This is a genomic window from Vibrio sp. 10N.261.54.E10 (genome assembly GCF_002877735.2).
Taxonomy (GTDB): domain Bacteria; phylum Pseudomonadota; class Gammaproteobacteria; order Enterobacterales; family Vibrionaceae; genus Vibrio; species Vibrio crassostreae_C.
In genome coordinates this window covers 1,117,750-1,144,080 of the sequence record NZ_MCXE02000002.1, presented here as the reverse complement: position 1 = coordinate 1,144,080, position 26,331 = coordinate 1,117,750, and the positions used below count along the sequence as shown (strand labels likewise).

Annotated in this window: 25 protein-coding genes, 4 pseudogenes and 1 riboswitch; of the genes and pseudogenes, 15 read left to right on the top strand and 14 right to left on the bottom strand. The window is 44.1% G+C overall.

The window, feature by feature from the left end; translation table 11 throughout:
* Window positions 1-402 precede the first annotated feature (402 nt).
* A complete protein-coding gene (locus tag BCU07_RS16275; RefSeq protein ID WP_102429221.1) occupies window positions 403-927 on the bottom strand; it encodes a DUF3087 family protein in 525 nt (174 codons plus the stop codon).
* Between the two features lie 256 nt (window positions 928-1,183).
* Between BCU07_RS16275 and trmY the strand changes: the two genes are divergently transcribed.
* On the top strand, window positions 1,184-1,783 hold the full coding sequence (gene trmY, locus BCU07_RS16270; RefSeq protein ID WP_017061702.1) for a tRNA (pseudouridine(54)-N(1))-methyltransferase TrmY: 600 nt from the start codon (window positions 1,184-1,186) through the stop codon (window positions 1,781-1,783).
* A 102-nt stretch (window positions 1,784-1,885) separates the two neighbouring features.
* Here trmY and BCU07_RS16265 read toward each other — a convergent pair whose 3' ends face one another.
* Window positions 1,886-2,986, bottom strand: a complete 1,101-nt coding sequence (locus tag BCU07_RS16265; protein WP_102429222.1) for a permease — start codon at window positions 2,984-2,986, stop codon at window positions 1,886-1,888.
* A 233-nt stretch (window positions 2,987-3,219) separates the two neighbouring features.
* On the opposite strand from BCU07_RS16265, the gene BCU07_RS16260 reads away from it, so the two are divergent.
* Window positions 3,220-3,516 (top strand): ArsR/SmtB family transcription factor, encoded by a 297-nt coding sequence (locus BCU07_RS16260; protein WP_004733042.1) that lies wholly within the window; start codon window positions 3,220-3,222, stop codon window positions 3,514-3,516.
* On the top strand, window positions 3,500-4,084 hold the full coding sequence (sigZ, locus tag BCU07_RS16255; protein WP_017061700.1) for an RNA polymerase sigma factor SigZ: 585 nt from the start codon (window positions 3,500-3,502) through the stop codon (window positions 4,082-4,084). Before BCU07_RS16260 ends, sigZ begins: the two co-directional genes overlap by 17 nt.
* A gap of 120 nt (window positions 4,085-4,204) precedes the next feature.
* Here the strand turns inward: sigZ and BCU07_RS16250 are convergent, their stop codons facing one another.
* Both BCU07_RS16250 and BCU07_RS16245 read right to left on the bottom strand, forming a co-directional pair.
* On the bottom strand, window positions 4,205-4,819 hold the full coding sequence (locus BCU07_RS16250; RefSeq protein ID WP_017065874.1) for a YitT family protein: 615 nt from the start codon (window positions 4,817-4,819) through the stop codon (window positions 4,205-4,207).
* Window positions 4,820-5,279: 460 nt separating this feature from the next.
* A complete protein-coding gene (locus tag BCU07_RS16245) occupies window positions 5,280-5,429 on the bottom strand; it encodes a hypothetical protein (protein ID WP_017061698.1) in 150 nt (49 codons plus the stop codon).
* A 29-nt stretch (window positions 5,430-5,458) separates the two neighbouring features.
* On the opposite strand from BCU07_RS16245, the gene BCU07_RS16240 reads away from it, so the two are divergent.
* From BCU07_RS16240 to BCU07_RS16230, 3 genes are all read left to right on the top strand, one after another.
* Window positions 5,459-6,670: an MFS transporter gene (locus tag BCU07_RS16240; RefSeq protein ID WP_102429223.1), complete on the top strand. Its 1,212-nt coding sequence runs from the start codon at window positions 5,459-5,461 to the stop codon at window positions 6,668-6,670.
* Between the two features lie 224 nt (window positions 6,671-6,894).
* Window positions 6,895-7,620 (top strand): sulfite exporter TauE/SafE family protein, encoded by a 726-nt coding sequence (locus tag BCU07_RS16235; RefSeq protein ID WP_198599072.1) that lies wholly within the window; start codon window positions 6,895-6,897, stop codon window positions 7,618-7,620.
* Window positions 7,621-7,701: 81 nt separating this feature from the next.
* Window positions 7,702-8,064 carry an MmcQ/YjbR family DNA-binding protein gene (locus tag BCU07_RS16230; protein ID WP_102429224.1) on the top strand — a complete coding sequence of 121 codons (363 nt, stop codon included), beginning with the start codon at window positions 7,702-7,704 and terminating at the stop codon, window positions 8,062-8,064.
* 53 nt (window positions 8,065-8,117) lie between these two features.
* On the opposite strand, the gene BCU07_RS16225 is transcribed toward BCU07_RS16230, so the two are convergent.
* Entirely contained in the window at window positions 8,118-8,864 is a 747-nt protein-coding gene (locus BCU07_RS16225; protein ID WP_102429225.1) for a phosphatase PAP2 family protein, read from the bottom strand.
* Window positions 8,865-9,237: 373 nt separating this feature from the next.
* A riboswitch (FMN riboswitch) is annotated at window positions 9,238-9,388 on the top strand.
* Window positions 9,389-9,737: 349 nt separating this feature from the next.
* Here BCU07_RS16225 and ribB point away from each other — a divergent pair.
* Both ribB and BCU07_RS16215 read left to right on the top strand, forming a co-directional pair.
* Window positions 9,738-10,394 (top strand): 3,4-dihydroxy-2-butanone-4-phosphate synthase, encoded by a 657-nt coding sequence (gene ribB, locus BCU07_RS16220; protein ID WP_004733029.1) that lies wholly within the window; start codon window positions 9,738-9,740, stop codon window positions 10,392-10,394.
* 400 nt (window positions 10,395-10,794) lie between these two features.
* The gene (locus BCU07_RS16215) at window positions 10,795-11,643 is read left to right on the top strand and encodes a hypothetical protein (protein ID WP_102429226.1); all 849 of its coding nucleotides are present in this window, start codon (window positions 10,795-10,797) and stop codon (window positions 11,641-11,643) included.
* A 106-nt stretch (window positions 11,644-11,749) separates the two neighbouring features.
* Here the strand turns inward: BCU07_RS16215 and BCU07_RS16210 are convergent, their stop codons facing one another.
* On the bottom strand, window positions 11,750-12,670 hold the full coding sequence (locus BCU07_RS16210; protein WP_102429227.1) for a LysR family transcriptional regulator: 921 nt from the start codon (window positions 12,668-12,670) through the stop codon (window positions 11,750-11,752).
* Between the two features lie 187 nt (window positions 12,671-12,857).
* On the opposite strand from BCU07_RS16210, the pseudogene BCU07_RS16205 reads away from it, so the two are divergent.
* Window positions 12,858-13,455 (top strand): annotated as a pseudogene (locus BCU07_RS16205) (NAD(P)-dependent oxidoreductase).
* A gap of 77 nt (window positions 13,456-13,532) precedes the next feature.
* Here BCU07_RS16205 and BCU07_RS16200 read toward each other — a convergent pair.
* A complete protein-coding gene (locus tag BCU07_RS16200) occupies window positions 13,533-14,186 on the bottom strand; it encodes a cupin domain-containing protein (RefSeq protein ID WP_102429228.1) in 654 nt (217 codons plus the stop codon).
* 135 nt (window positions 14,187-14,321) lie between these two features.
* A pseudogene (locus tag BCU07_RS16195) lies at window positions 14,322-14,794 on the bottom strand (SDR family NAD(P)-dependent oxidoreductase).
* A 105-nt stretch (window positions 14,795-14,899) separates the two neighbouring features.
* On the opposite strand from BCU07_RS16195, the pseudogene BCU07_RS16190 reads away from it, so the two are divergent.
* Window positions 14,900-15,238: pseudogene (locus BCU07_RS16190) on the top strand (winged helix-turn-helix transcriptional regulator).
* A 63-nt stretch (window positions 15,239-15,301) separates the two neighbouring features.
* Here the strand turns inward: BCU07_RS16190 and BCU07_RS16185 are convergent.
* The gene (locus BCU07_RS16185) at window positions 15,302-16,207 is read right to left on the bottom strand and encodes a LysR family transcriptional regulator (protein WP_102429229.1); all 906 of its coding nucleotides are present in this window, start codon (window positions 16,205-16,207) and stop codon (window positions 15,302-15,304) included.
* A gap of 225 nt (window positions 16,208-16,432) precedes the next feature.
* Between BCU07_RS16185 and BCU07_RS16180 the strand changes: the two genes are divergently transcribed.
* Window positions 16,433-17,152, top strand: a complete 720-nt coding sequence (locus BCU07_RS16180) for an SDR family oxidoreductase (RefSeq protein WP_004733012.1) — start codon at window positions 16,433-16,435, stop codon at window positions 17,150-17,152.
* A gap of 119 nt (window positions 17,153-17,271) precedes the next feature.
* On the opposite strand, the gene BCU07_RS16175 is transcribed toward BCU07_RS16180, so the two are convergent.
* Entirely contained in the window at window positions 17,272-19,080 is a 1,809-nt protein-coding gene (locus tag BCU07_RS16175; RefSeq protein ID WP_102429230.1) for a choice-of-anchor I family protein, read from the bottom strand.
* A gap of 200 nt (window positions 19,081-19,280) precedes the next feature.
* The gene (gene ompW, locus BCU07_RS16170; protein ID WP_017061685.1) at window positions 19,281-19,934 is read right to left on the bottom strand and encodes an outer membrane protein OmpW; all 654 of its coding nucleotides are present in this window, start codon (window positions 19,932-19,934) and stop codon (window positions 19,281-19,283) included.
* A 400-nt stretch (window positions 19,935-20,334) separates the two neighbouring features.
* Between ompW and glgC the strand changes: the two genes are divergently transcribed.
* On the top strand, window positions 20,335-21,555 hold the full coding sequence (glgC, locus tag BCU07_RS16165) for a glucose-1-phosphate adenylyltransferase (RefSeq protein ID WP_102429231.1): 1,221 nt from the start codon (window positions 20,335-20,337) through the stop codon (window positions 21,553-21,555).
* A 121-nt stretch (window positions 21,556-21,676) separates the two neighbouring features.
* Here the strand turns inward: glgC and BCU07_RS16160 are convergent, their stop codons facing one another.
* Window positions 21,677-23,107: a YfcC family protein gene (locus BCU07_RS16160; RefSeq protein ID WP_102429232.1), complete on the bottom strand. Its 1,431-nt coding sequence runs from the start codon at window positions 23,105-23,107 to the stop codon at window positions 21,677-21,679.
* A gap of 410 nt (window positions 23,108-23,517) precedes the next feature.
* Window positions 23,518-23,745 (bottom strand): annotated as a pseudogene (locus tag BCU07_RS16155) (hypothetical protein); the annotation flags it as partial.
* A gap of 60 nt (window positions 23,746-23,805) precedes the next feature.
* On the opposite strand from BCU07_RS16155, the gene BCU07_RS16150 reads away from it, so the two are divergent.
* The 3 genes from BCU07_RS16150 (at window position 23,806) to BCU07_RS16140 (ending at window position 25,150) form a co-directional block, all read left to right on the top strand.
* Window positions 23,806-24,060 carry a hypothetical protein gene (locus BCU07_RS16150; RefSeq protein WP_017066890.1) on the top strand — a complete coding sequence of 85 codons (255 nt, stop codon included), beginning with the start codon at window positions 23,806-23,808 and terminating at the stop codon, window positions 24,058-24,060.
* Window positions 24,061-24,397: 337 nt separating this feature from the next.
* Window positions 24,398-24,754: a ribosome hibernation-promoting factor, HPF/YfiA family gene (gene hpf, locus BCU07_RS16145; RefSeq protein WP_017061680.1), complete on the top strand. Its 357-nt coding sequence runs from the start codon at window positions 24,398-24,400 to the stop codon at window positions 24,752-24,754.
* 240 nt (window positions 24,755-24,994) lie between these two features.
* On the top strand, window positions 24,995-25,150 hold the full coding sequence (locus tag BCU07_RS16140; RefSeq protein ID WP_017061679.1) for a DUF3012 domain-containing protein: 156 nt from the start codon (window positions 24,995-24,997) through the stop codon (window positions 25,148-25,150).
* 162 nt (window positions 25,151-25,312) lie between these two features.
* Here the strand turns inward: BCU07_RS16140 and dgcA are convergent, their stop codons facing one another.
* On the bottom strand, window positions 25,313-26,299 hold the full coding sequence (gene dgcA / locus BCU07_RS16135) for an N-acetyl-D-Glu racemase DgcA (RefSeq protein WP_102429233.1): 987 nt from the start codon (window positions 26,297-26,299) through the stop codon (window positions 25,313-25,315).
* Window positions 26,300-26,331 lie beyond the last annotated feature (32 nt).

Genomic DNA, 26,331 nt, shown 5'->3' with positions numbered 1-26,331 from the left:
TTGAAATCAATTTGTTACCGAAGTAACTGCCATTCCTGAGAATGACGTTTTGATATTCATCAACGAGTGCCCACACAGATTGATAGGTTTAAATTGTTAAAGAGCTTTGCTTGTCGAAACTTTCTTTTTACAAAGAAACCCTTGAAAGCGGACGTGAACTCTAGCGATTTAATCTTAAGTGTCAAACACTTTTTAAAATTAATTTCTTTCGAACTTTCCGTCTTACTGATTACCGCTGAAGCCTTATGGCATCTGCCGTGTCAGTGAGGCGGCATTATAGAGATCATCGAAAACATGGCAACCCCTTTTTTGATAAAAATTCAAAAAACTTGCTTAAGTGGCTACTTTTACGTCAAAAGGCTCTTTCGTAGCTCAAAGCTCATACAATAATGGGTGTATTACTTAAAACTTTGCGATTAGATCTTTCGAAAAAGCCTCTATATCTAGCTCAATGCTCCATTTCTCACTCACTTCTAGGATGTTATCTAGCGATTGCTGAACTGTTTTTATCGTCAATGTGTTGTTGTCTAGGTCGTATACCTGTTTTTGCGTGGTGTAATAGAAATAAAGGATGGTCAGCGCGTCTCTGTCGCCTTGTTCAGCTTTGGGTTGAATACGCTTGAGCTTACGATAAATTTGATTATGGATTTGTTTAAGGTTCCATACATAAAGCGCTTCTTTGAAGTAATCATGCCCTTTCACACGATTCGCGATAATTGCATTCAATGCAACAGATAAGATCACACCTAATACGTTCAAGTGGAAATTACCTGTCGATTCGCCTGCGATTGATTGCCCTGAACCGAATAGCTCGATCAGTATGGTTCCGAATACAATGGCGAACACTGCGAGTGACCCAACCAACGAAACCAACAGCAGGTTCATCTTCTTTCTATATTCTTCTTTATTGATCTTCTGTAACTTCATCGACTACTTCCTTATGTAAGTCACCTAATAATTTGCGCATACTATCTACGTAAACATTGGGTCGCTTCAACCCTTACCATCTTGTAATGTGGTCATTCTCTATTTAATACGCAGAGTTCTTCTGGTTGGCGCTATACGCAACTCTATTTGACTTCATTAATAGAAAAGAGTTACATACCGCCACAATTTTGGTTATTCATCAATTCATGTTGATAAAGCCCGTTTCGCTTTATCACATACTGACAAGGTACATTCCATGCGTTCATTTGTATTACGCGCTCGCGCAGCCCCTACAGAGAGCAAACTTATCTTAGAAGGTGTTGGGCAAGATGCTCATACTGAGATTCTGGCTCATACTCTGATGAACACGATCTTCGTTGCTCAATCTCACCGTGAGAATGTCACCGTACACCTTGTATTAGAAAGTACTAAAGACTTTTCACGTACGATCACTTTCGATTCAAATGAGATCACCAACATTGGTGGCTTTCATGAATCGGCATTGTTATCAGCGGTAGTAAGAGCGGTTGATGCTTCTCAAGGTATGACCAAAGAGCAGACTCGTCAGGTTGAACCGGGAATCGTCGTTCGCACTATGAGCTTTGAAAAACTAGTCAAAGAACTGGCTGAAGACCACCAGCTATACATGATGGATAAGAAAGGTGACTTTATCCGTGATGCAGAGATTGCTGAAAACCCATGTTTCCTTCTTACTGATCACATCCCTATGCCGAAGAAAAGCTACAACAGCTTAAAGCGCTTAGGGACAGAAAAAATCAGCTTAGGCCCGAACATGCTGTTTGCTTCTCAGTGCGTTGTATTGATCAATAATGAGCTGGATATTCGCGGTTTCTAGCCTCCGGACTGATAAGCTAAACAAAAAAGAGCTCAACTATGTGAGCTCTTTTTTATTATCTATCTCTTTGTATCAATGGTGTTATCTCGAAATCAGACCTGATTAACCAAAGATGAAGCTGTATAGGAAGCCTGCACCCATCGCCATGCTTAGGATAACGAATAGGAATGCTGCAATCATTTGGTTATTGAAGATTGATTTAAGCAGGATAACTTCCGTCAAACTTGCACCTGCACTACCAATGATCAATGCCATTACTGAACCCAACGCCATACCTTTCTGTACTAGAGCTGCACTTAATGGGATTACCGCTTCAGCACGAATGTACAGTGGAATACCAATCACGGCAGCTACTGGAATCGCATACCACATACCTTCACCAGCGTACTGTGCAATTAGGTCTGTAGGAATGAAGCCGTAGATGAATGAACCAATCGCGATACCCATCATTAGGTAAGGGAAAACTTGTTTGAAGTCTTTCCAAGTTGAGAACCAAATTCTCATCCAACGACTAGGTTCTTTCTTCTCTACGATTTCAGCTGTTGCGCTTCCATCCGCTGAACAGCATGAAACCGTTACTTGTGGCTCTTCTTTTTTAGAATCGCAGCAAGATGTCTCTTTTGCCATTACTGGTGAAGGTTCGCCACATGCACTTGTACCACATGAAGATTCCGCTTTAACCGGTGCTGCTTTCTTAGGATCAGAATCACCACAGCTAGTGCCACAGCTTGAAGCTGAACCTGTTGATTCATACGCTTCAGGTTTTACGTAACGCTCAAAGCCAAGCTTCTCAAGTGCGTAACCAGCCACTACAGACACCGTCATTGCTACAAGGAAGTAGAACACAGCAACTTGCCAACCGAAGGTAATCACAAACAAACCAATGATCACTGGGTTCAATAGTGGGCTACCAAATAGGAACACCATCATTGGACCGAAACCCGCTCTTGCACGCAGCAATCCTTTTAAGAAAGGAATGGTCGAACATGAACAGAAAGGTGTAATTGCACCCAGTAGTGCTGCTACTACATAACCCTTACCATTACGTGAGCTCAGGATAGATTGAATCTTTTCTGGTGTAAGGAACTCTTGAAGAATCCCAACAATGTAGCTGATCGCTAAGAAAAGGATAATTAGCTCTACTGCTAAGAAAGCGAACATATCAAGTGCGTCTTTCAGCATTGTTAACATTTCATTGCTCATAATTAACTCCAAACTGGATTGAAGGTCGGGCTCTATGAGAAAAGTAACCAACCCTTAATTTCGAATATTCTCGAATTATAGAAATAAACAGCTCCAGAACAAGCATTATTTCGATAAAAATCGAAATGATTTTCGAAAACACAGTTTTTCAATAACTTACACAGACACCGTTTTTAAATTTGAATTCGACATACATTTCGACTAACATCGAAATTAAATCTTGAGGAGTTAATATGAACTTAGAAGTCGTTGCGAAAGCACTTAAAGAGTTGGGGCACCCTATTCGCCTAACCATTTATAAGAGTGTCGTTAAAGCTGGCTACCAAGGCATTGCAGTTGGCGGCCTACAAGAAGAGCTAGGCATTCCCGGTTCTACCTTGTCTCACCACATATCAAGCTTGGCGTCTGCGGGCCTAATCAGCCAAAGACGAGAAGGAAGAACTCTATTCTGCGTGGCGGAGTATGAGTGCCTAGAAGGTGTGATTGATTTCTTACAAGACGAATGTTGCGTAAATGAACAGTGCAACTAATGCACCTTTGAAGCTCGAACAAGTCTGGGCCGAGTATCAGCAAGCATTAAAGTCATTCCTGCACTCAAAGGTCAACAACTCTGCGGATGTAGACGACTTGCTCCAAGATATCTTGATTAAGACCTATCAGAACTTAGATAAGGTACAAGATGCTAGCAGTGTTAAGGCTTGGCTGTTCCAGTTAGCCAACAACACCATTATCGACTTCTACCGTAAGCATGCACGCCAACAACGTGATAGCCAAATTGATGCTGAAGATCTGTGGTTTACCGATTTAGACCACGACTCTGAATTTAAGCAGAAACTTTCATTGTGTATTGAACCTTTTATTCAGGCATTGCCAGAACAAAGTTCATCGCTACTGCTTGCGGTCGACATCAAAGGCCAAAGCCAAAAAGAGATCGCAGAAGCGCAGAACGTCAGTTACTCAACGGTTAAATCCCGCGTGCAAAAAAGCCGTGCTGATCTTAAGAACCTGTTTGAAGAGTGTTGTAACTTGTCCCTTGATCAACAAGGCAATGTGATTGATTGCGAGCTTAAGCCGAACGCCAGCTGCGGCAAGTGTTAATCGTTACATCGAATCCGTTATTTCAATAGAACAAAGCCAGCAATTAATGCTGGCTTTGTTGTTTTCATAATCTGCAAATCACTCTTTACTTAAGCAAATCTAGAGCTTGAGCGAACCGAACTATGCTGCTTCCGCTTTTACCACAGGTTGATAGCGCCCCGGTTTATGATTCATTGCTAGAATCAAGTTGGTGACTATCGCACCAAGCACAGACAGAAGAACCAATGACACATCAACAATGAACAGAGAAAGCACAACAATCGTGCAGTCTAATGCCATCTGAACCTTACCTGCTCGAATTCCAAAACGTTCTTGTAAGAACAACGCCAGAATGTTGAAGCCACCTAAGCTCATCTTGTGACGGAAAATCACCAGCATGCCGGTACCAATCAAGCCACCACCAAGTAAAGCTGCATACAATGCATGAATTTCGGCAATTTGAATCACGTGATACAAGTGATCCACGGCGAACGAAACAATCGAAACCGCGATAAACGTATTGATTGTGAAGCGCCAGCCCATACGAGCAACCGACAAAATATAGAAAGGTAAGTTAAGTGCGAAGAATACTTGGCCAAAGCTCAAATCTGTTACTTTGGTAATGAAGATCGCTAGACCAGCCGTGCCCCCGGTGAGCAAACCGACTTGGTTGAAAAAGATAACGCCGAGTGAAACCAATGCGCTACCTAAGATCAGTGCCAGTAAGTTTTCGCGAAGATTATGATCTTTATCCATGTGAATGACTCTCCCTGAATCTTTTAACATCGCGTTTCAGTAGTCTTGAAACGATTTATGCCCAAATTTACGATGTTTGACAGATAAGTCGAGTGAACGAGCAATGTTGCTTAGTGATTAGTTTGTATATTAGTTTTTACAGCTTTGTGAAACTTTAAATTAAACAGCTAGTTATAAGCCTTAATTTAGACTTTCATTCTTAATTAGATACTTGTTTCTATTAACTAACGAGCTTCAAGTTTTCTTATTTATTGAGCGCGTTTTATACCAATTCCAATCAAGCGACAATCTATGCATAAAACGCATAGACTACATCACAAATGGTCATTTGATACATACCCGACTCATCACTATGATGCGCGACTTCTTACAACATTGAGCGCATGTCAACACCGTATGTTTTCACAATCTCTTTTTGCCCAACTTGCCAGAATGACGTTATTCCTCGTCATTAGTTTGGTTATTGTGCATCACAGTCAGCCATTGATTGATCTCTTGGCTCAGCATGCCGTAAGCAGTGGTTGCCACCAGCAGTCAGGGCATGATCATTCTGGGCACGAACATCACCATGAGATGACTGACCAACACATGTCAGCGCAAGACCACTCACATCACCACCATTAATTTAAGAGTATTAGAATGAGCATTTTCCGTTTTCCTTTACTGGTATGGCTAGGGATAGGCACACTTATTATCAGTCTAGGGATCAGACAATCATTCGGCATTTTCATGATGCCAATTTCAGAGCATTTCGGCACGGGTCGAGAGTTTTTCAGCTTCTCAATTGCTCTACAAAACTTATTGTTCGGTGTGTTCCAACCTTTTGTTGGTATGGCCGCTGACAAATGGGGAGCAAGACGCATCATTATTGCTGGCGCATGTGCTTACGGTTTGGGTTTACTTCTTACCTCAATTTCTACCGAATCGAGCATGCTTTACGTTTCGTTAGGCGCACTGGTTGGTCTTGGCTTGAGTGCGACAAGTTACGTGATCGTGCTTGGCGCAGTAGCGAAAGTTGTACCAGCAGAGCACGCAGCTAAGGCGTTTGGCTTAACCACGGCTGCAGGTTCATTTGGTATGTTCGCGGTAATTCCGGGCGCACAATACATGCTGAATGAATTTGACTGGCAGAGTGCGATGCAAGTGTTTGGCGTACTGTGTTGTTTGATGATCTCTTTTGCGCTGTTCATGCGAGCGCCTAAAGCAGCCTCAAACAAACAAGCGCAAGCTGAAGAGAACCAAACACTCAAAGAAGCGTTGTCTGAAGCGTTTGCTCACAAAGGTTACTGGTTGATTCACGCGGGCTTCTTCGTGTGCGGTTTCCACGTAATGTTTATCGCAACGCACTTACCGAGCTATTTAGCAGATAAAGACCTACCCGCGAGCAGCGCTGCAATGGCACTGGCTTACGTTGGCATCTTCAACATCTTCGGGTCTTACTTCTGGGGTGTAATGGGCGACAAGTTCAGCAAACGCCACGTTATGTCTGCACTGTACTTAGTGCGTACTGTGGTTATCGGTGCGTTTGTTACTCTGCCTGTGACTGAATCAACCGCGGCTATCTTCGGTGCGGCAATTGGATTCTGTTGGTTGGGTACGGTTCCGCTAACGTCTGGCTTAGTACGTCAGATCTTCGGTGCCCGTTACCTATCAACGTTGTACGGTTTGGTCTTCTTTACTCACCAAGTGGGTAGCTTCTTAGGCGCTTGGGTGGGTGGTCGTATATACGATTACTACGGTTCTTACGAGCCAATCTGGTGGTCAACGGTGGTACTGGCATTTGCAGCAGCACTTATCCATTTACCAATCAATGACAAGCCGATTGAGCGAGTGAAATTGGCAATGGCTTAACGTTTTATGCTGACTCCCCCACTAGCGTAAACAACAAGTCGTTCCAATAAAGCGAGTGAGTATTGAAAGGAAGCATCCTGAGATACTCACTCGCTTTTTTGTTGGTCGCGATAATAGAAACTATAACTAGCGAAACTGGCATAAAGCTCACTGAATAATAAGACTATTCTCTTGGTTTTCATTTATAGTATCCACCCGCTCCTTTAAAACTAATCCGCAGGCTTATGGAATACATGGATCAGACTGTCCTTATCGCAATGGCACTTATTTTTGTCGGCTCATTTGTGCAAACCGCAATCGGCTTTGGTTTGGCCATTGTTGCAGCTCCACTGCTGTTTTTGGTCTCTCCTGATTATGTACCTGCACCTATCTGTTTAATCGGTCTGTTTATCTCGTTATTCAACGCTTTTAAACATCGAGCAAATATCTCTATTGGCGGATTAAAAATCGCATTGCTGGGCCGTATTCCTGGGTCACTGGCAGGTGGTGCTTTGTTGGTGATGGTTTCAACGAGCGTGTTATCACTATGGTTGGGCTTATTGGTAGTATTTGCCGTGATTGTTAGCCTATTGCCCTTTAGACTCGAACCAACCCCAACTAAGATGGGTATTGCGGGGTTCTTTTCTGGGTTCTTTGGCACCAGCTCGGGTATTGGTGGTCCGCCGATGGCACTACTATTACAACACCAAGATGCCAATCAGCTTCGTGGTAACCTTTCTGCGTTTTTCGTGTTTAGTTCGATCATATCGTTGATTGTTCAGATCCCGATTGGCTTCTTCACCATGCACCATTTGATCATTACCATCCCTTTGCTGCCTGCGGCTTGGTTGGGTTATAAAGTGGCATTGATGACGACACAAAGCATCCCTAAAGAGAAGATACGCATTGGTTCATTGCTGCTATGTTCTATCAGTGGCTTTACGGCAATCTGGCAGGGTTTAGCTGGCTAGTGCTTGGCGAATTAAAGACGTGAAGTAGAAAGACATCTTAAAAACCACAGATCAAACACCCAATAGATAAAAGGACGTACTATGACTTACGATGAATTCAATACATTCTGCGAGTCACTGCCTGCAACCAGTTATGTGATGCAGTGGAATAACTCGCACGTTTGGAAAGTGGGTGGCAAGGTGTTTGCGATTGGTGGTTGGGGACCGAAAGATGAGCCTGCGTTTATCTTCAAGGCGTCCGATCAGAATTTCGACTTTCTCAAAGAAGAGCCGGGCTATAAACCCGCACCCTACTTTGCTTCACGCGGTATGAAATGGATTCAGCTGTTTGAAAGCACGCCACAAAGGGATGAGGAGCTGAGATACTATCTCATTGAGTCACACCGAATTGTGTCCTTAGGTCTAACCAAAAAGAAGCAAGCAGAGCTAGGGCTCAATCAGTAGCGTTTATTACGTACTGCTAATCTGAGCCCTTCTTTTGCAGTGAGGACGGATCCCTAAGAAGTCTGTTTCAAAAATGCAGGTAAATAGCGTTCTATTTTTTGCTCTGAGATAAGCGGCACCAATAAATAGATCAAACCCGCAAAGGCAATAGATCCGGCTAAGTCTTCTGGTCGATGCATGCCAAGCCAAACACGGCTATAGGCGACACCACCAGCCCAAACCAGTAAACCGCCGACTAGATAAAAGCGTTTCGCCTCTAGGAGAAGACCACCAAAGAACGCCAAACACACACCGACGAAAATCATATGTCCAGATGGGAAAGAGTAATCCGTTTCTCCATGCCAATGACGAGTTCGCCACTCGCTGACCTTATCTTGCACAGATTCAATCGCGGCATTTTTTTCTACCAAAGGCAGCTCGTAAAACAGCTCTGGCATTTCAACGACTTCCTGCGTTACCAAATACTCAGAATAAGGACGAGGGCTCTCAGTGGAATACTTTAAGAAGGTTTTCGCTGCAAAGCTAAGCACCAACAACAAGCCGAGCTGCAGACAAAGACTGACTAACTTAGCTTTGGAAAACTTCATCGTGAGCAGGACTAAAGACAAAACAGCGAGCGTGACCAAGAACCCTTGATTACCCGCCGAGTAAGTCACGAACGTCATAAAAGCACCGTAGAAAGGCAGAACCGCGCTTCCAAGGTCGAAGTCAGATCCAAAGATCAAAAAAGGCACTAGAGAATACAAGCTTAAAACGAGCAGTAATAAGCCTTTGGATTTGTTAGAGAACAGAGAAGTCATGGCTAAGATCTTTGAGATAAAGTGCTCGGATGCTATCGCAGCTTAGCATCGCCAATATCAATTTTATGTCAAAACGGTCAGTAAGCCGTCATGGTGTAACAATAATCGATTAAAGGGCCTCTTAAGTATTGAGCTGATGAACTGTCACGCCATCACCAATAATCCAGACCATCCACTTGTGTACATATAGACATCAAAACCCACTAAACATAGCCTGCGCACCGCTATACACCACACGCTAAGGTCTGCCGATAAAGTGAACACTTACCGGATTATAAGGCCAGAATCTGAAAAACTTTGCTGTCAGTCCTTTAAATCCACTATCGAAAGGATTACCATCTGGTCTGCTTTCAAAGCAAAACAAATTATTAATTTTTATTCTCAGGGCGGGGCGAAATTCCCCACCGGCGGTATGTCCTTAGCAAAATCTAAAGATAAGCCCGCGAGCGCTCGATTCGTCGAGGTCAGCAGATCTGGTGAGATGCCAGAGCCGACGGTTATAGTCCGGATGAGAGAGAATGAAAACACACTCGTTTAAGTTGGAAAAGCGTACCCGCGTGAGTTGGGTTCGTACCTCCAACTTAGGCGGGTGCATTTCGTTTTGGATAAAACCATAATGAGCTAATACCAATCACAGTAAATAAATGATCAGAGATAGCGCAGGAAAAACGCTTGAGAACAAGGCAAAATTTTTCGATAAGTAGTTATTCTACAGTCAAAAATTCTAACGCCGTTATCAAGGGTTTTAACTAGCTAGAATGACCAGTTGTTTACTACGATTGGTACAAGTTACTTGTAATGAGTAGGCTTTGTTGTGCTCGGTTGAGATCCCTCATACAGCCCTGATTCTGGTGATATTTTAGGAGTTTAACCATGAATCAGTCTTCACTACTTGCCGAATTTGGCGAACCAATCACTCGCGTTGAAAACGCACTGCAAGCTCTGCGCGAAGGTCGTGGCGTACTTCTACTTGACGATGAAGATCGTGAGAACGAAGGCGACATCATCTACTCAGTAGAACACCTAACCAATGCTCAAATGGCGCTTATGATCCGCGAATGCAGTGGAATTGTGTGCCTATGTCTAACCGACGAGCAAGCAAACCAACTTGAACTTCCACCTATGGTTGTTGATAACAACAGCGCAAACCAAACTGCGTTCACCGTCACTATCGAAGCAAAAGTTGGCGTAACAACAGGTGTTTCTGCCGCTGACCGTGTAACAACGATCAAGACAGCTGCAAACCCAACAGCTAAGCCTACTGACCTTGCTCGCCCTGGCCACGTATTCCCATTACGTGCTCGTAAAGGTGGCGTACTTGCACGCCGCGGTCACACAGAGGGCACTGTGGATCTTATGCAAATGGCAGGTCTTCAATCAGCAGGCGTGCTGTGTGAAGTAACCAATCCAGACGGCACGATGGCAAAAGCGCCAGAGATCGTTGCTTTCGGTAAAATGCACAACATGCCAGTACTGACCATTGAAGATATGGTGATGTACCGCACCGAGTTCGACCTTAAGCTTGCATAACGTTTAATCGTTAACTCTCAATACTGACGGTCAGCAATCATCAAAATAGATACAAACGTCAGAATGAATATTGAAAGGCCTCACTACTTATTGCTATTTCTAGTTAAAAGCATATAAAGAGTGAGGCCTTTTCGTTTCTGTATCTTGTCCTAAAACATGCTGCGCATTGAGTGTGATTAATGACAAAGCCTTGTATTAAAACACACCAAATCAATAAGTTTAACCTCTCAAAAATTACCGCAATAACTGAAACGTTTTCACTCAATTGGTGACCTTATGCACCAATATTGATCACCCATAATTACCGATAAAACATAAGCAATTGAAATATAAGATTTATTTATTTTGGCACGGTGTCTGCACTACCACTAAGTAGGTATGCAAATATTAGGAGTTGAATATGTTTGTAGTTATTTCAGTGGGTTTATCGATTGCAGTGCTTGCTGCACTGTTTCACTTTTCAAAAAAGAGACAAACAGCGCTATCACACAGGTTTGAAACCTTAGTTCTGCTTAGAGAGTTATTGTTGTTATCACGCAAACACCGCGCGGCAACGCATTACGCTCTGGCGTATAAATTGTCTAGCGACTCGATTCGTAAAGTGAACGAGATTTACGACAACATACTTGAGGTATCTGAGCTGCTTCAATCCCATGTGTCGTTTGACAGCCGCCCTATGTATCGCATCTATCACCTCAAGCTCATCGCTATGCACAGCGACTGGCAAAACCGTAGCTTGGTGCGTAACCAATCGATTCATGGCAAAACAATTCGCCATAGCATGTTCTTGATGGATGAAGTAATGATCATCTGGCTAATTCAGTCTGAGCGTGAAGACATGAGCCGTGAGTACCACATGAATTGGCAACAGATCTTAGATTGCATGGAGATCCTGACCAAATTACGAATGTGTATCCCTGATATGGAGAAGCCTGAGGAGTATTTGAGATTCAAATTCTACGCCTCTCAGACACACAGAAAACTCAATCAGTTATCGATTATCTGCCCTCTTAGTAGTGGGTCACCGGTTTGTACGCGTGCGATGCATGCACTCACCGAGATCGCATCAAGCACTGAAGCGACCCAACCGGCAGATAGCATGTACGAATTAACCAGTGATATCTCTAGCGTCGTGTCGCAAGTTTACGACCAAGTATTATCCGACATTACGAGAAGCTTGTATCAGCCTTTACCAGACGTAAACGAAAAGGTAATAAATACCCGATTATCCGTACATCATTACATGTAAAGACTTCGTGAGAGGAGAGCGTGCTGGAACTCTGAATTATTGAGTTCAAATCCGATATCACCATTGATATCGGATTTTTGTATTTATGGGCTTTTAATTTTTGTCGCTATGTATCATTGCCTATGAAGTTTCTAACATCATTAGACCTGATATCGCTAGCCCAAGCTTGTGCCGCAAAATCAATAAACTGACGAACAACCGGCAGCTGATAGCTGCGAGACAGATACACCGCCCAAAGCACGCTGCTTGGCGAAACAAACTCATCCAATATTCGTATCAATTTGCCATTCGCAATCAGTGGGTTGGCTAAGTCACAAGGTAAACGAACTACCCCTTTCCCGTGCTGTGCGGCGCGAGTTAGCACTCCAACATCATTAGCCTTGATAGTGCCAGACACCTCAACCGAATAGTGTTGATTGTCCTTAACAAAATCCCACTTAGAAACATTCAAATGCCGAAAGCAATTATGCTGTCGAAGCGCTTCGACAGTTTCAGGTTCACCATGTTTGTCCAAGTAGGCTTGCGAGGCACACACCACTGAATCAATGACCATTAGCTTTCGTGCAATCAAACTATCATCAGGTTGATCGGTATAACGAAGTGCAATATCGATCCTCTCATCCACTAGCTGAGTAAAGCGGTCTGAGGCAAACAGTTCGACCGTGATATTAGGGTGGCGCTCGGTAAACTGCTCGACCACATCCAACAACATATGCTGAGTTAACCCGATGGGGGCTGCAATTCGAATGGTTCCAGAAAGATCATCGGTTTGATTGAGTGACGTAATTTCTAACTCAGCGGTCTCATGGAGGATTTTCTCACAGCGCTGCAGAGCGATTTCCCCTGCCGCCGTCAAGCTCACCTTTCGAGTCGTCCTATGTAATAGCCTCTGCTTCAGCCACCCTTCTATCTCTTGAACATGACGTGAAACCTGCAACCTACTCATGTCCAAATGCTCAGCTGCTTGGGTGAAGCTGGCACAATTCGCAACTTCGACAAAGCTACGCATTGCCGTCAACCTATCCATCACACTTTCCCTTATCCACTGAATAAAACCTATTAGCTAGCTACATAGATACAATTTACATCATTTTATGATATTTATTGCAACCTAGTGAGCTATTAGACTGCAATGGCTGTCGAGAAACAGACTCAATAAATTAGATAATTGGAGAGACATTATGAAAATTGCAGTATTAGGTGCATCAGGTTGAATTGGTAGTCACATCGCTCAAGAAGCTCAAGATCGCGGACACGAAGTCGTTGCTGTTGTAAGAGATGCAAGCCGTGTAGAGATTAGCGATGTTGAGGTTCGTTCATTTGATTTACAAGATGAAGCGGCAAGTCTAGCAAACGCACTATCCGGCGTTGATGCAGTCATTACTTCGATTGGCGGACGTGCTCTGGGTAATCACGACATCGTAAAAAACACTGCGACTAAATTGCTGGCAACATTACCGAGCATCGGTATCGATCGCCTACTTTGGGTTGGCGGAGCTGGCTCATTAGAAGTAGCGCCAAACGTACCGCTAGTGACTGTTCCTGACTTCCCTGCGGATTACAAAAACGAAGCGCTAGCACAGGGCGAAGCTCTTGAAGTGTTCAAGCAATCTAATAGCGAAGTTAACTGGACGTTCGTTAGCCCTGCCGCAGAAATATTCCCGGGCGAGAAACTATCGACCTACCGCACTGGTGGCGATCAACTTCTCACCGACGAAGATGGTAACAGCAAAATTTCAGTCAGCTATTGCGATGATTGATGAACTCGAAGCTGGCAAATTCCCACGCCAACGTATTGGTGTTGCGTACTAGTCAGCTCATATATAAAAACTAAAAAAAGCCGCTTGTTCAAAACAATGCGGCTTTCTCATCTTTTACTAAGCATTCCTTTAATCCAATGGCAGATGCCCTGTTTTCACTAGGATAACCGTCTCTTCTTCCACATAAGGAAAATGCTCACTCATGTGTGGGCTGCGCATCCATGTGTGTTTTGGATACTCACCATGTTCGTCTTTAAAGGTGCCAGAAAGTACAAATATCTCTTCATCGCCAAAGTGGCGATGCGGCTGAAAACGTTCGCCAACCGGCCACTTCACTAACGCGACATGCTCGTGTTCGAACTCATGCAGTGGCATCACTTGTAAGCCGCCAATACCCTGAAGCCATTCTGTTTCCAAAGTATTAATACGAACTTGAGTTAAGTCTCTCGCGTCAAACTGGTTGAGCTTAACCAAGATCGTACAGCCATTTTTGCTGGATGGGGAATGCGCGCTGCCCGGCGGATTACGGATATAAGTGCCCGCTGGGAAATCTCCGGTTTCATCAGAGAACACACCCTCTAATACGAAGATCTCTTCACCTTGCGGATGTGGGTGCTCAGAAAACGAAGAGTCAGGATCGTACTTCACCACGCTGGTCGTGTGGCCCGATTCTTTCTCTTCTCTTTCAAGTGGCTTACGCCAAACCCCTTTAGCAGGGCTTGCGACCCAATCTAATGTCTCGGTTTCTATAACCAGTCTCTTTGAAAAGTCCATATTGAACATAATGGCGACCTTACTCTTGTTATCGTTTTAATTATTATTGTTGTCTTTCTCGTTTCTATTCTACGCGAATACTGATCAAGGAGGCTATCTCGCTGCTATTTTGCCTGCGCGATAGCCACCTAAAAAGAATCCTAATTAATTGCGGCCAGCAATCACTCCGCCATCAACATCCCAGATTGCACCCGTTACCCAATCTGCACTGTCTGACAGTAGGAAAGAGATGCTATTAGCGATGTCTTTCGGCAAACCTACTCGACCAATAGGATGGAACGCGTTGAAGCCTTCTAGCGCTTGATCCACTTCTTCAGGTTTGATGAAAGATTCGTAAATCGGCGTTTTAACAACAGCAGGAGAAACCGCATTCACGCGAATGTTGTAGTCCGCAAGCTCCATCGCCATGTGCTGTGTTAAAGCGTGCAAGCCAGCTTTTGCCAACCTGAAGCGTGACCTAACGATTGCAGCTCTGACACCGCTTTATCTAACTTAGTTGGGTTATTGCCGACAACCAACACATGGATGTTTTGAGCGACTAACTGCTTCGCGGTTTCAAAGCCCATACCACTTGTGCCACCGATTACGACTGCAATACCATTTTTAGTGAAGTTCATTTTGTTATCTCCTAAGTCATGTGAACGTGGTAATCTTAGGCTTTGAACTAACACTATGAATAGTAAGTACAAATCGGTTAGGTAGGTACTTATTGGTACATCTTTATGAAAAATCAGGAAAACTTTTTTTCAAGAAAATCAGCACCAGAGCGCTCAGCTCGCATGGTAGAAACCATCTATGGCTGTAAATGGTCGCTAACGGTTTACCAATTATTGGCAAATGGCATTAATCGCCCCGGTGAAATGGTGCGCTCAGTAGAAGGGCTATAGACCAAGGTATTGAATGAATGTTTGAAGCGAAATGTAGAATTTGGAATTTTAGACAAGCAAATGTTCAACGAACTACCACCAAGAGTTGAATACCAAGTGACGCCGTTCGGCGAAAAGTTCTTGTTGATTCTAGACCAGCTGGAAAACCTACAAAACGAAATCGACGAGATGTAAGTTTGAGCTAGTCCAACTATTGCCAAAAACAGCAGACAGAAAAAGGAAGGCAACAAGCAGCACTTAGCTCACTGGCATTTGCTCAAAGCGACCTTTTACAAAATCAATGAAGGTTCGAATTCGACTTGGTTGATAGCGGTCTCGATGGTAGATCGCTGAAAAGTCCACTTTAGGTACTATCCACTCATCAAACACTTGCAGCAGTTGCCCGTCGTTGAGTTCTTGTAAGCAATAGATAGTTGGAACACGAATAATTCCGTTGCCCGACTTCGCGCCCTGTACCAACACTCGTCCATTCTTACATTGCAACCTGCCCGTCACATGCACATCGACTGTTTTCTTAGTATCGTCCAGTGCTTGAAAGCTCCACTTACGCACCGATCCCGTTAAGCAATCATGGCGGATCAGATCTTTAGGATGGCTTGGCTTCCCTTTGCGAGTGAAATACTCAGGGCTCGCGAGTGTTCCCATTTCAATATCCAATAGCTTTCTTGCGATAAAGCCCGCGTCTTCTAAGCTCCCCATACGAAAAGCGATATCAAAGGCGTCTTCAATCAAATCGACTCGGTTACTACTGAAATCAAGGCTGATGCTGATGTCTGGGTAGAGCTGCATAAACTCATTGACCAAATCCGCGATGATCACTTCACCCAAATAACCGCCAACACAGTTTACTTTTATGTCGCCACGTACTTCTTCGACATCATCCACAGCAGCAATCAGAGCTTGGTCTATATTATCTAAGGCTTGTTCACATCTCGCGTACAGATCTTGCCCAGCGTGAGTCAGCCTTAAGGTTCGAGTAGTGCGGATAAACAGAGTCACTCCCATTTGCTTTTCTAGGCTACTCACTTGGCGTGATACGTGAGAGCGTGACACATCCAGCTCCTCCGCCGCTTTGGTGAAGTTACCTAAACGAGCGATAAGCACGAAAGAACGAATATCAGACAGGTTAATTTGATTGAGCATGGCCGCCAGCTTACTTGTGAAATTTAAAAAGCATGAAGTAATAAAATGAACGCACTTATTGTTGCACCACAGCAACAGTGTTTCAAGTAAAGCGCTATATATCAACAATGCTATTTTCCTTAATATACCTCCATCGCAACGAAGCAAGGCAGCAAGCACTTGATTCGAATGCACTTAAACAATACGTCGTAGCCAACCGACGCAAAAAAGTACAGAGGAAATAAAATGAAAAAACTAATCGTAATTACAGGTGCAAGCTCTGGTATTGGTGAAGCAATCGCTCGTCGTCTAAGCGATGAAGGTCACCCTCTTCTACTTTTAGCTCGTCGTGTTGACCGCCTTGAAGCGTTGAACCTACCAAACTCACTATCAGTAAAAGTAGACGTAACAGACAAAGCGTCTTTTGATGCAGCAATCGCACAAGGTGAAGAGAAATTTGGCCCTGTAGACGCGCTTATCAACAACGCTGGTGCAATGCTTCTTGGTCAAATCGATACTCAAGACGCTCAAGAGTGGAAGACAATGTTCGACGTGAACGTAATTGGTCTTCTAAACGGCATGCAATCTGTACTTGCGCCTATGATGGAACGCAACACTGGTACTATCATCAACATCAGCTCTATCGCGGGTAAGAAAACTTTCCCAAGCCATGCTGCTTACTGTGGTACTAAATTCGCAGTACACGCGATTTCTGAGAACGTTCGTGAAGAAGTTGCTGCTTCAAATGTTCGTGTTACCACTATCGCACCGGGTGCTGTAGAGACTGAGCTTCTGTCTCACACAACATCTCAAGAGATCAAAGACGGTTACGATTCTTGGAAAGAAGACATGGGCGGCGTATTGGCAGCTGACGATATTGCTCGCGCAGTATCATTCGCTTACCAACAACCGCAAAACGTATGTATCCGTGAGATTGCTCTAGCACCAACTAAGCAACAGCCATAGGCCTTTGCTATCGCGACTAAATCAGCGATGAAATAAGCTATGAACTAAAAAAACGCCACGACTTAACAAGTCGTGGCGCTTTTGTTTTGATTCAATTTAATTGTTAGCAATAAGCGAGATTAGAACTCAACGCGGTAAACTGACGTGCTACCACTCACTTCATTGCCGACCGCGATAAAGTGGTTACCAGAGCGAGTGAAATACTTGATTGATTCTGGACCTAAGTCACCCGCTTTCGAGTTGTAAGTATCGTTGTCGCAATCACCGTCTTCATCAACCTTGGTGCACACTGGCTGAGTAAAGTCGCGGTTGTTCAAGTAGCTGATGAAACTTGCGCTCTTGGGCTGCGTTACATCGTAAACCATGATGCCACCTTGGCGCTCAAGTCCAATAAAGGCATACTGCTTTCCGTTGATCTCAGCCACTTCGATGGCTTCAGGTTCAATCCCTTTATCATCACTGCGATCGTCACCACTTTGGTTGTTATCATTGGTGCTGTTAAAATTTGCAGGATCTTGCTCAAGTACGATTCGAGCAAAATCATCGCCGCTATCAAACACTAGCTCGCCCGACTCATCCCAGATAGAGAAAGAACGACTACCAAATGCTTGAACCTTTTGGTCAGCAGCGAGTATCCCTTGTGGCTTAATCACTTTAAGACGTGCAAGTTGCTTGTTGTCTTTCAATGCGCCCGCTAATGGGTGGTTAGCGTCAACGTCTAACTTCTTGCCACGCACTTCATCGACATAAGCGATACAAAAATCTTTTTCTGTGGTGTAGTTTTCGGTGCCTTTATAGTCATCGCCATCCCACTCAAAACCTTTCTCGTCACACACTTTTTGCGTCGTTTTGATGCCATATTCACGACCATCACCTTCGTTCGCAGTCACAATGTAGGTGTTACCATCAACACTGTAGCTGGTGATGCTATCTGGCATGTAAAGGCCTTCTAACATTGCGTAGCTTTGTAGATTACCGATGTTTTTGTCTTTGTTTGACGCATCTAGCTTAGCGCTGTCCCAAGGCTTGCCGCCTAGTCCAAGAATCGCATCCACTTGTACACTCGCCACATCAATCGCGGCCAAAGCGTTGTTCTCTTGCAGGGCAACGTAGAGTTTTCCGTTATCCGCAAACGTTAGGTATTCCGGTTCAAGGTCTTGAGCTACGGTTGCATTCGGCGCAGAGATTCGAACCTTGTCGGTCAGCTCTGCATGCCGAGGCTGACCTTGGTTGAATGCCTTGAAATCAATCTGAGTGACTGTCGCTTGCAGAGGACCACCGGTTAGATCCACCAGCGTTACTGAACCTTCAGGATCAATGCTGTAATCCGCATTCGGCTCACCTTCATTTGCAGAGGCAATATAGCGACCATCTTTCGAGAAGCTCACCATGTCCGGTAATGCACCAGCCGTATAAGTAGTGATCAGCTCTAACGTGTCTGAACGATAAAGTGCAATGATGCCGTTTTGTTGCTTGTCGGCGTTCTCAATTGCAACCGCAACTAAGCCCTGATGAGTCGATACACTGTTTGCAGCACCGATATTAATGCCAGAAGCTGCGGCTGCTGATTGAAGATCGATAGAGCCTTCAGATGTGGGTGCACTATCAGAGTCCATCGATAACACATCAACTTTCTGTGCTTGAGCGTTAACCACATAAAGCTTGTCGGTACATGAATCGTAGCTGACGATTTCGGCTGCAGAAGTATCAAACGGGGCGTCAGCAATAGCACGACCAACCAGACTAATCCCGGTAACAGTGGCATCTGTCTTGTTCGGTTGTTGAATGGATTGGCATTGAAGGCTAAAAGCATCAAGTGATGTTTGAGATGATCCTGCAGTCGTTGAAGTTGACTGAGAGCACCCAACCAGAGCAGAACTTACCGCGATAGGCAGTAATAAAGTCAGCTTATTAAATTTACGATTCATATATCCTCCATAATTAGAACCGCGATCATAGAGGGCTGTTATGACAGTTATCTTTCTCTTTTATTAACAATAAATGACGACAATCAGTTCGCTTTACCCATAACAACACTAGGTTAGATTGAGCGTTTAATTAACGAGCAAGCAAAAAAAAGCGCCCAAGCTGGCTGGTGCTTGAGCGCCTTAGTAAACTGAATCGTAGGTTAGAAGTTGTAACCACCACCGATCATGAATACCCATGGGTCGATATCAACGTCTGTAGAGTATTGTGTTGTAGTTCCACCTACTGTTTGCTTGTACTTAGCTGTCGTACCGATGTCTGCATACCAAACTGACGCATTCAGGAACCAGTCTTCATTGATCATGTAATCAATACCGATGTTGGCAGCCAAGCCCCAAGAATCATCAAGAGATAAGTCACTTAAGCCTGCAGCTTTACCCGTACCATTCAAACTTTCATCGAAAAATACCGTGTAGTTTATACCCGCACCTACGTAAGGACGGAAGTCGCTGTTCGCTTCACCAAAGTAGTATTGAACCATGAACGTTGGCGGGAGGTGTTTCGTGTCGGCAATTTTGCCTAGACCATTAACAGAGATACTGTGAGAAAAAGGGCTCGCTGCCAATACTTCAAAGCTGATGTTGTCAGTGAACATGTAACCGAAAGTCAGGCCAAGCTGAGTATCAGAATCAACTGAGAATTCCAGGTCAGGGTTATTAAGTACAGCGCCGCTGCTGTCGTTTGGAGATACTGTTGCTGCACCTGCACGGATGATGAAATCACCTTCTTTATGAGCAAGAACGTTGGTTGACATAAGAGCCGCAATAACCGCAATACCACATACTGTTTTTTTCATTATAATTTCCTTTTGGGGGCTTAATCTTTGTTGGTGAATGAGTAATCATTTCTTATTTTGCGTGCAAGGTATCATAGAATAACCCTACTTTATTGATGGAAATCAATTTGTGAAAAGTTGTGATTATTTATGTAAATTTATATCGACCCGATCACTTTATCTCTTCATTTTATTGACAGTTTTGTAATGCAACTTTTCCGTGCGTCATTTTGTTAATCCAATCCCTTCACTTTGCTCAGCTCTCTTTGGATCAAAATAGAGCAAGCCAATATCTCGCACGCATCATTTTGGTGCAGCTCTACAAGAATCAATCTTGCCGCGTATAATATTCAATGAGTTACATTTGGCTTAGTGCTTGCAAGTCTATGTTCATAATCATAAATACATTGAGGTTCTGATCATGCAAGACACTCTAACAATCGTTCTGGCCGGCGGTGTTGGCTCTCGGCTTTCCCCTCTCACTGATAACCGTGCAAAACCTGCGGTACCCTTTGGTGGCAAATATCGAATCATCGATTTCACTCTCGCGAACTGCTTACACTCTGGGCTACGCCAAATTTTGGTGCTGACTCAGTACAAATCTCACTCTTTGCAAAAACATTTAAGAGATGGTTGGTCGGTGCTTAACCCTGAGCTCGGCGAATACATCACCAATGTTCCTCCACAAATGCGAACCGGTGATAGCTGGTACAGCGGTACTGCCGATGCGATTTATCAAAACTTGTATCTACTTTCACGCAGTGAAGCCAAGCATGTGGTGGTGTTATCCGGTGACCATATCTATCGCATGGATTACGCACCAATGCTCAAGCAGCACAAAAAGAACGAGGCCGACCTAACTGTGGCGTGCATGGAGGTTTCGATTGACGAAGCCAAAGAGTTTGGTGTGATGGAGATAGATGAATCTCTAGAGATCAATAACTTTACCGAAAAGCCACGTTACCCTGCATGTGTACCTGGTAGGCCAACTCGAAGCATGGCTTCAATGGGTATTTACGTCTTTGATAAAGAAGTACTAACACAAGCGCTACTGGCGGACGCCGAAGATCCAGACTCAAGCCACGATTTCGGTAAAGACATCATTCCCAAGTTAGTCGGCAACAACAGTGTTTACGCGTATAAGTTTGGTGACGAAGAAGGTCGCGTAACCCAAGATGCTTACTGGAGAGATGTGGGTACGATCGACTCTTATTATCAATCGAACATGGATTTGTTAAAGCCAACTTCGCCAATCGATTTGTATCAGCCAGATTGGGCAATTCGTACTTACGAACCGCAGCTGCCACCCGCACGAACCATTGCTTCGGTAGAGGGAAATCAAGGGATTTTCATCAACTCGATGATCGCGAATGGCGTAGTGATTGAAGGTGGCTCAGCGCAAAACTCTATCTTTTTCCCGAAGGTAAAAGTGAACAACGCGGCAATCGTGATTGATAGTATCTTGTTTGAAGATGTTGAGATTGGAAAAAATTGCCACATTCAAAACTGCATCATCGACAAGAACGTTAAGGTGCCTGACGGAACCCAGATCGGTCTTGATAGCCTTGCCGATGCGAAACGCTTCCACATATCAAAACAAGGCGTGATTGTGGTGCCCTCTTCTTACCAATTTGAAGAGTAACCTTTAACGTTGGAATAGCTTTTCTTTAAACGAAAAAAGGCAGCGAATTCGCTGCCTTCTTATTTACTCACACAGCTTCAGTTAAGCCTTAACTGTCCATGTATTCGATTAAACAGAAACCTTAGAAAGGCCCTAACTCAATCATTTGAGCAATCACAACAGAAACCAAAGCGCCTACCGACCAGAACAAGAACAGTGGTAAGAAGAAACGCACCCACTTACCATAAGGGACTTTCGCAATCGCCAGTACCGCCAGCAAGCCACCGTTGGTTGGATAAATGTAATTCGAGATACCATCACCCAATTGAGACGCCAACGCAGCAACTTGACGAGTCACTTCACCAATATCTGCCAGTGGAATGATAATTGGCATAGTAATCACCGCTTGACCACTGCCCGACGGGATAAACAGGTTGATCGCAGCTTGTGAGAAGTAGATACCTGCCGCCGCAACAAGCTTAGAGCTGCCAGAAATGATCTGCGCAAGATAGTAGATAATCGAATCGACAATCTTCGCGTCTTCCATGATGGTCAACACCGAACGCGCAAAGAAGATGATCAACACAGCAACTAATACATCGCTGACACCTTTAGTCCAATATTCACAAATCTTGTTAGGAGACAATCCTGCCACCAAGCCAGGAATGATCGCCATTGCCACAAACGCACCTGCGATCTCAGTAAAGCCAAAGCCCATCGTCAGAGTACCGAAGATCATGTATGCGAACACGCCTAAGAATGCGATACCTGCTAGCTTCTCACGAACCGTCAGAGACTTAGCTTCAACGTTTGATTCGTAGTGGTAACCCGTACCGTGCAACAAACCTTTGGTCGGGTCTTGCTTAACTTTGCGCGCGTAGTTAAGTACATACCAAGCACCTGTTAGCAACATGAACATGCCAACAATAAAGCGATACCACATGCCTGAATACATAGGCAGTTCAGCGATAGTGTGTGCGATACCCGTAAAGAATGGGTTAGCCAAAGCGGCTGCGAAACCGGCACAACTTGCCAGTAAAACAACGCCAAGTGCCGTAATCGCGTCATAGCCAAGCTTGATACAGATCGGGATCATCAAAGAGATAAAGATGACATCAAGTTCACGCATACCGGTGAAGGTGACGTTGAAGAAAATCGCCGTCATGATCACAGGCGCAATTACGTACAAGCCTTGCTTCTTTAGCTTAGTGGTTAGTGCAACAACGGATGCGTCTAACAAGCCCATGTGTTTGATAATGCCAAAAGCACCACCCACAAATACCACAACGCCCATCACGCCAGAAGCGGATTTGAAGCCTTTAAAAAATGATTCGAAAAAAGAGGCTAATGTTGTTGGGTTGCTGGTCAATTGTGTGTAGCTGTCTGGGTCGATAACCGTGCGGCCATTCATGACCACTCGTTCAAACTCGCCTGCAGGGATAAAATAGGTTGCGATTGCTGCAACGATTACCATGATGACCAAAGAAAGAAATGGATGGTTTACTTCTTTCTCTGTCGAAGCTGTATTACCAGCTGGAGATGTAGGTACGGATGTAGATACCGTAGACATCATATAGACTCCTTACTTGTCAGCAACCAAGCAATACTTGGCGCCAGGGGGATTTTGGAAAAACGAAACCCTTCACGCAGAACATAGTTCACGCTAACTAGGCTGTTTCTAAAAGGCCTTTGATAGATGGTGCTCTCAAATGTACATAGTGAAGTAGTGAAAACTACTCTCTTTGCGTCCGAGCAAAATGCAGATGTTCAGCCAAGTCAGGCCAAACTGAATGAGGTCATTACAAGCAGGTAAACAGAAAAGTCTGTTTTGGTAATGCGTTTTTTATCAATTACAAAGACAAGCGGCGCATACTAGCACAACGAGTCATTAATTGTCAGAAAAGTGTGAGTTTCGTCATGCTTTGGTGAGCAAAAGAAAAGCGCCCACTAATAAGTAAGGCGCTTTTCTGCAATCGAATCGAGTTACTTAGGTGCTAATTCGTAGTTTTCTTGCATCTCATGAGGGGCAATCCCGTACTCATAATCCGCTAAGTAGCCATCCTTATAGACCTTCATTCCCTTCTCATCCCAGCTCACTTTGATCATCGCCGTGTTGCCATCTTCACTGCCTAACAGCTCCAGCATTTCTGCATCAATCTTAATGGCTTTGATGGTTTTAATACGCTTAAACGGCTTAAATTCAGTGGCCGAGAATACGATGGCCGAGCGATAACGCTTAAGCTTGAGTCCAATCGCAAAGATTCTCGATTGTTGCTCAAACTGCAACATATTGATCTAGGCTCAATTGATGAGTCTCGCATTTCAGAACTTGTGCGATTCAAAGTCGAAACGCCGGTTCGCTATGAAGGTGACATTAATTATTGGCGTCAGGGCGTCGAATTTCCTGTCGATCAACTGGCATCCAATAAAGAAGTCGATATTCGAGCACGCATTACCATACCCGAGTCTCAACTCACAGCAGGAGAGTTTCACTTCAATATGGAGTGGGCAGTTGAGTGTCTATAAATTAGTAACTTAAGCTGATTTTTTAATCAAAGAAGAAAAAGTGAGTGAGCTGGAAAGAAAATCAATGGAGTGACAAGTTCGGAATTATAAAACCGATAAAGAGAGATTCACTGGGAATTCTCTGTAGGTTAGCGCAAATTATCAAGGATGGAGTTTTTTTGAACATGTCTTTAAAACACGAAACATAATATGCGATCAGTTCATCGGACTTTCAAGGGAGTAACAAGAGAATATTTGATAACACTGAAGTCAATCACACATGTGCTAATTCTCAGTTGGTTAATCTATGCGATGTTTGCTACGTTTAAATGACACAGTCATTGGAAAGGTATGATTTATGAAAATAAATGTTCAAACACATCATGTATCAATTAACGACGAGTCACGCAAAGACATCGAAGGTAAATTCGAGAAGATATCTAACCATTTCCCATCACTGATCAGTTGCGACATCATCATTACTAAAGAACACGGTCAACATCAGGTTGAAGTATTCACCAACTACGAAGGTGTACGAGTAACAGCAAAATCGACAGACGATGTTATGTACCCAGCTATCGCTGCAGCACTTAAGAAACTTGAAGCGGGCCTAAGTAACCGTAAGGGACAATTGAAAGCCGACCTACACGAGAAACCAACAAGCACGAAGCCAGAGATTGCTTCGGACATCATCCAAGAGATGAAATTGGTATAAATCGATAAGTAGTTAAAGCGAAATAAAGAATAGAAACTTATTAAGAATTTCAAAGCCAGCATACGTTGCTGGCTTTTTCGATCTTAAAGCCAAGCAAACCTTCGCTTCTTTACCGTCCCTCGAATTCAGCTCAACCCCACATCATTATTAACGCCCTTAAGTTCTTAGCAGCTATAACAATCACTTGTGGGATTTGATACAGTTATAAGCAGAAATTTAGACCACAACGGAATGTTTATTATGAAGAAAATCGCGTTGATACTTTTCCTTGCTACTCAATTAATGGCTTGTACCGAGGTTGGCAGTGAAGCTTGGTGTGCGGATATGAAAGAAAAGCCTAAAGGTGACTGGACGGCTAATGAAGCGGGCGATTTTGCCAAGCACTGCATTTTCTAGGTGGGTTGTATTTAGCAGTTCAGTACACCCCACTCAATGAAGCAAGTGAGTAGTTGCAGTATGGTTTACTTATCTCTGTAAAACGGTACAAACAAAAAATCGCATAAGTTAACGCTTATGCGATTTTTGTATGGAGAGATTCCTAGCTAATTTGTTAGGAACTTAAAGAACAATCATCCCATCTCGATAAGTCAGTGCTGGTGTTACATCTTGACCAAGTAAGACTGGGCCATCGAGGTCGACGATTTCAGATTGAACGGCGATAGGCAGAGCTGCACGCATCGCTAATGATGTACCAAGCATACAACCAGACATCAGCGTAAATCCTAGCCTTTTGGCTTCTTCTGCAAGAACCAATGCTTCAGTCAAACCGCCCGTTTTATCGAGTTTGATGTTGACCATTTCATACTTACCCAACAGCGATGAGAGCTGTGAAGTAGTATGACAGCTTTCATCCGCACACAGTGGGATCGGGTGATTGATGTGTGCCAGTGACGCATCGTGCTGCTGTGGAAGAGGTTGTTCGATCATCGCAATATCAAACTCTGTTAGTTGATTAAACAACTCTTCGAGATTCAGCCCTGTCCACGCTTCATTGGCATCCAGTACAATCTGAACATCTGCCGCAGCTTCTCGTACCGCGCGAACACGCTCTACCACTTGCTCTCCATCAAGCTTCACTTTTAAGAGTTTCGCTCCATTTGCGACATAGTCTCGAGCCTGAATCGCCATCGCTTCTGGCGTGCCAATCGAGACGGTCATGGCTGTCACGATTTGATTCGGTAACTCAAACAGGCTATTTGGGAAGACCTGGTCATGTTGTTTGGCTTCAAGCTCCCAAAGCGCACAATCGACCGCATTTCGCGCTGCCCCTCCGGTCAATAAAGACTGAAGATGATCTCTTAGCTCTGCCGGATCAGTAACGCCTCGTTCAAACATAGCTTCAAGTGCGCTAGACGCTTGTTGGATTTGCGCTAACACAGACTCCGATGACTCGCCGTATCGTGGGTAAGGCGTGCATTCGCCCTGAGCTCGTTTGCCACCATGTTCAATGTAAACACGAACAACGTGACACTCAGTTCGACTGCCACGAGAGATGCGAAAAGGCGTTTGCATCGCGATAATAATGGGTTCAGCTGTAATCTTCATAATTTCACTCGGTTGATGTTCACTTTAACAAA

What these genes read in the sequence shown, in the direction of transcription:
- BCU07_RS16140 (WP_017061679.1), top strand. Translation starts at nt 24,995, where the DNA reads ATGAAGAAAATCGCGTTGATACTTTTCCTTGCTACTCAATTAATGGCT.
- BCU07_RS16200 (WP_102429228.1), bottom strand. Translation starts at nt 14,186, where the DNA reads ATGTTCAATATGGACTTTTCAAAGAGACTGGTTATAGAAACCGAGACA.
- BCU07_RS16215 (WP_102429226.1), top strand. Translation starts at nt 10,795, where the DNA reads ATGTTTGTAGTTATTTCAGTGGGTTTATCGATTGCAGTGCTTGCTGCA.
- BCU07_RS16260 (WP_004733042.1), top strand. Translation starts at nt 3,220, where the DNA reads ATGAACTTAGAAGTCGTTGCGAAAGCACTTAAAGAGTTGGGGCACCCT.
- glgC (WP_102429231.1), top strand. Translation starts at nt 20,335, where the DNA reads ATGCAAGACACTCTAACAATCGTTCTGGCCGGCGGTGTTGGCTCTCGG.
- BCU07_RS16235 (WP_198599072.1), top strand. Translation starts at nt 6,895, where the DNA reads ATGGAATACATGGATCAGACTGTCCTTATCGCAATGGCACTTATTTTT.
- BCU07_RS16275 (WP_102429221.1), bottom strand. Translation starts at nt 927, where the DNA reads ATGAAGTTACAGAAGATCAATAAAGAAGAATATAGAAAGAAGATGAAC.
- BCU07_RS16160 (WP_102429232.1), bottom strand. Translation starts at nt 23,107, where the DNA reads ATGATGTCTACGGTATCTACATCCGTACCTACATCTCCAGCTGGTAAT.
- BCU07_RS16225 (WP_102429225.1), bottom strand. Translation starts at nt 8,864, where the DNA reads ATGACTTCTCTGTTCTCTAACAAATCCAAAGGCTTATTACTGCTCGTT.
- BCU07_RS16185 (WP_102429229.1), bottom strand. Translation starts at nt 16,207, where the DNA reads ATGCTCAATCAAATTAACCTGTCTGATATTCGTTCTTTCGTGCTTATC.
- BCU07_RS16210 (WP_102429227.1), bottom strand. Translation starts at nt 12,670, where the DNA reads ATGGATAGGTTGACGGCAATGCGTAGCTTTGTCGAAGTTGCGAATTGT.
- trmY (WP_017061702.1), top strand. Translation starts at nt 1,184, where the DNA reads ATGCGTTCATTTGTATTACGCGCTCGCGCAGCCCCTACAGAGAGCAAA.
- BCU07_RS16230 (WP_102429224.1), top strand. Translation starts at nt 7,702, where the DNA reads ATGACTTACGATGAATTCAATACATTCTGCGAGTCACTGCCTGCAACC.
- ompW (WP_017061685.1), bottom strand. Translation starts at nt 19,934, where the DNA reads ATGAAAAAAACAGTATGTGGTATTGCGGTTATTGCGGCTCTTATGTCA.
- dgcA (WP_102429233.1), bottom strand. Translation starts at nt 26,299, where the DNA reads ATGAAGATTACAGCTGAACCCATTATTATCGCGATGCAAACGCCTTTT.
- BCU07_RS16240 (WP_102429223.1), top strand. Translation starts at nt 5,459, where the DNA reads ATGAGCATTTTCCGTTTTCCTTTACTGGTATGGCTAGGGATAGGCACA.
- sigZ (WP_017061700.1), top strand. Translation starts at nt 3,500, where the DNA reads ATGAACAGTGCAACTAATGCACCTTTGAAGCTCGAACAAGTCTGGGCC.
- BCU07_RS16250 (WP_017065874.1), bottom strand. Translation starts at nt 4,819, where the DNA reads ATGGATAAAGATCATAATCTTCGCGAAAACTTACTGGCACTGATCTTA.
- BCU07_RS16175 (WP_102429230.1), bottom strand. Translation starts at nt 19,080, where the DNA reads ATGAATCGTAAATTTAATAAGCTGACTTTATTACTGCCTATCGCGGTA.
- hpf (WP_017061680.1), top strand. Translation starts at nt 24,398, where the DNA reads ATGAAAATAAATGTTCAAACACATCATGTATCAATTAACGACGAGTCA.
- ribB (WP_004733029.1), top strand. Translation starts at nt 9,738, where the DNA reads ATGAATCAGTCTTCACTACTTGCCGAATTTGGCGAACCAATCACTCGC.
- BCU07_RS16265 (WP_102429222.1), bottom strand. Translation starts at nt 2,986, where the DNA reads ATGAGCAATGAAATGTTAACAATGCTGAAAGACGCACTTGATATGTTC.
- BCU07_RS16180 (WP_004733012.1), top strand. Translation starts at nt 16,433, where the DNA reads ATGAAAAAACTAATCGTAATTACAGGTGCAAGCTCTGGTATTGGTGAA.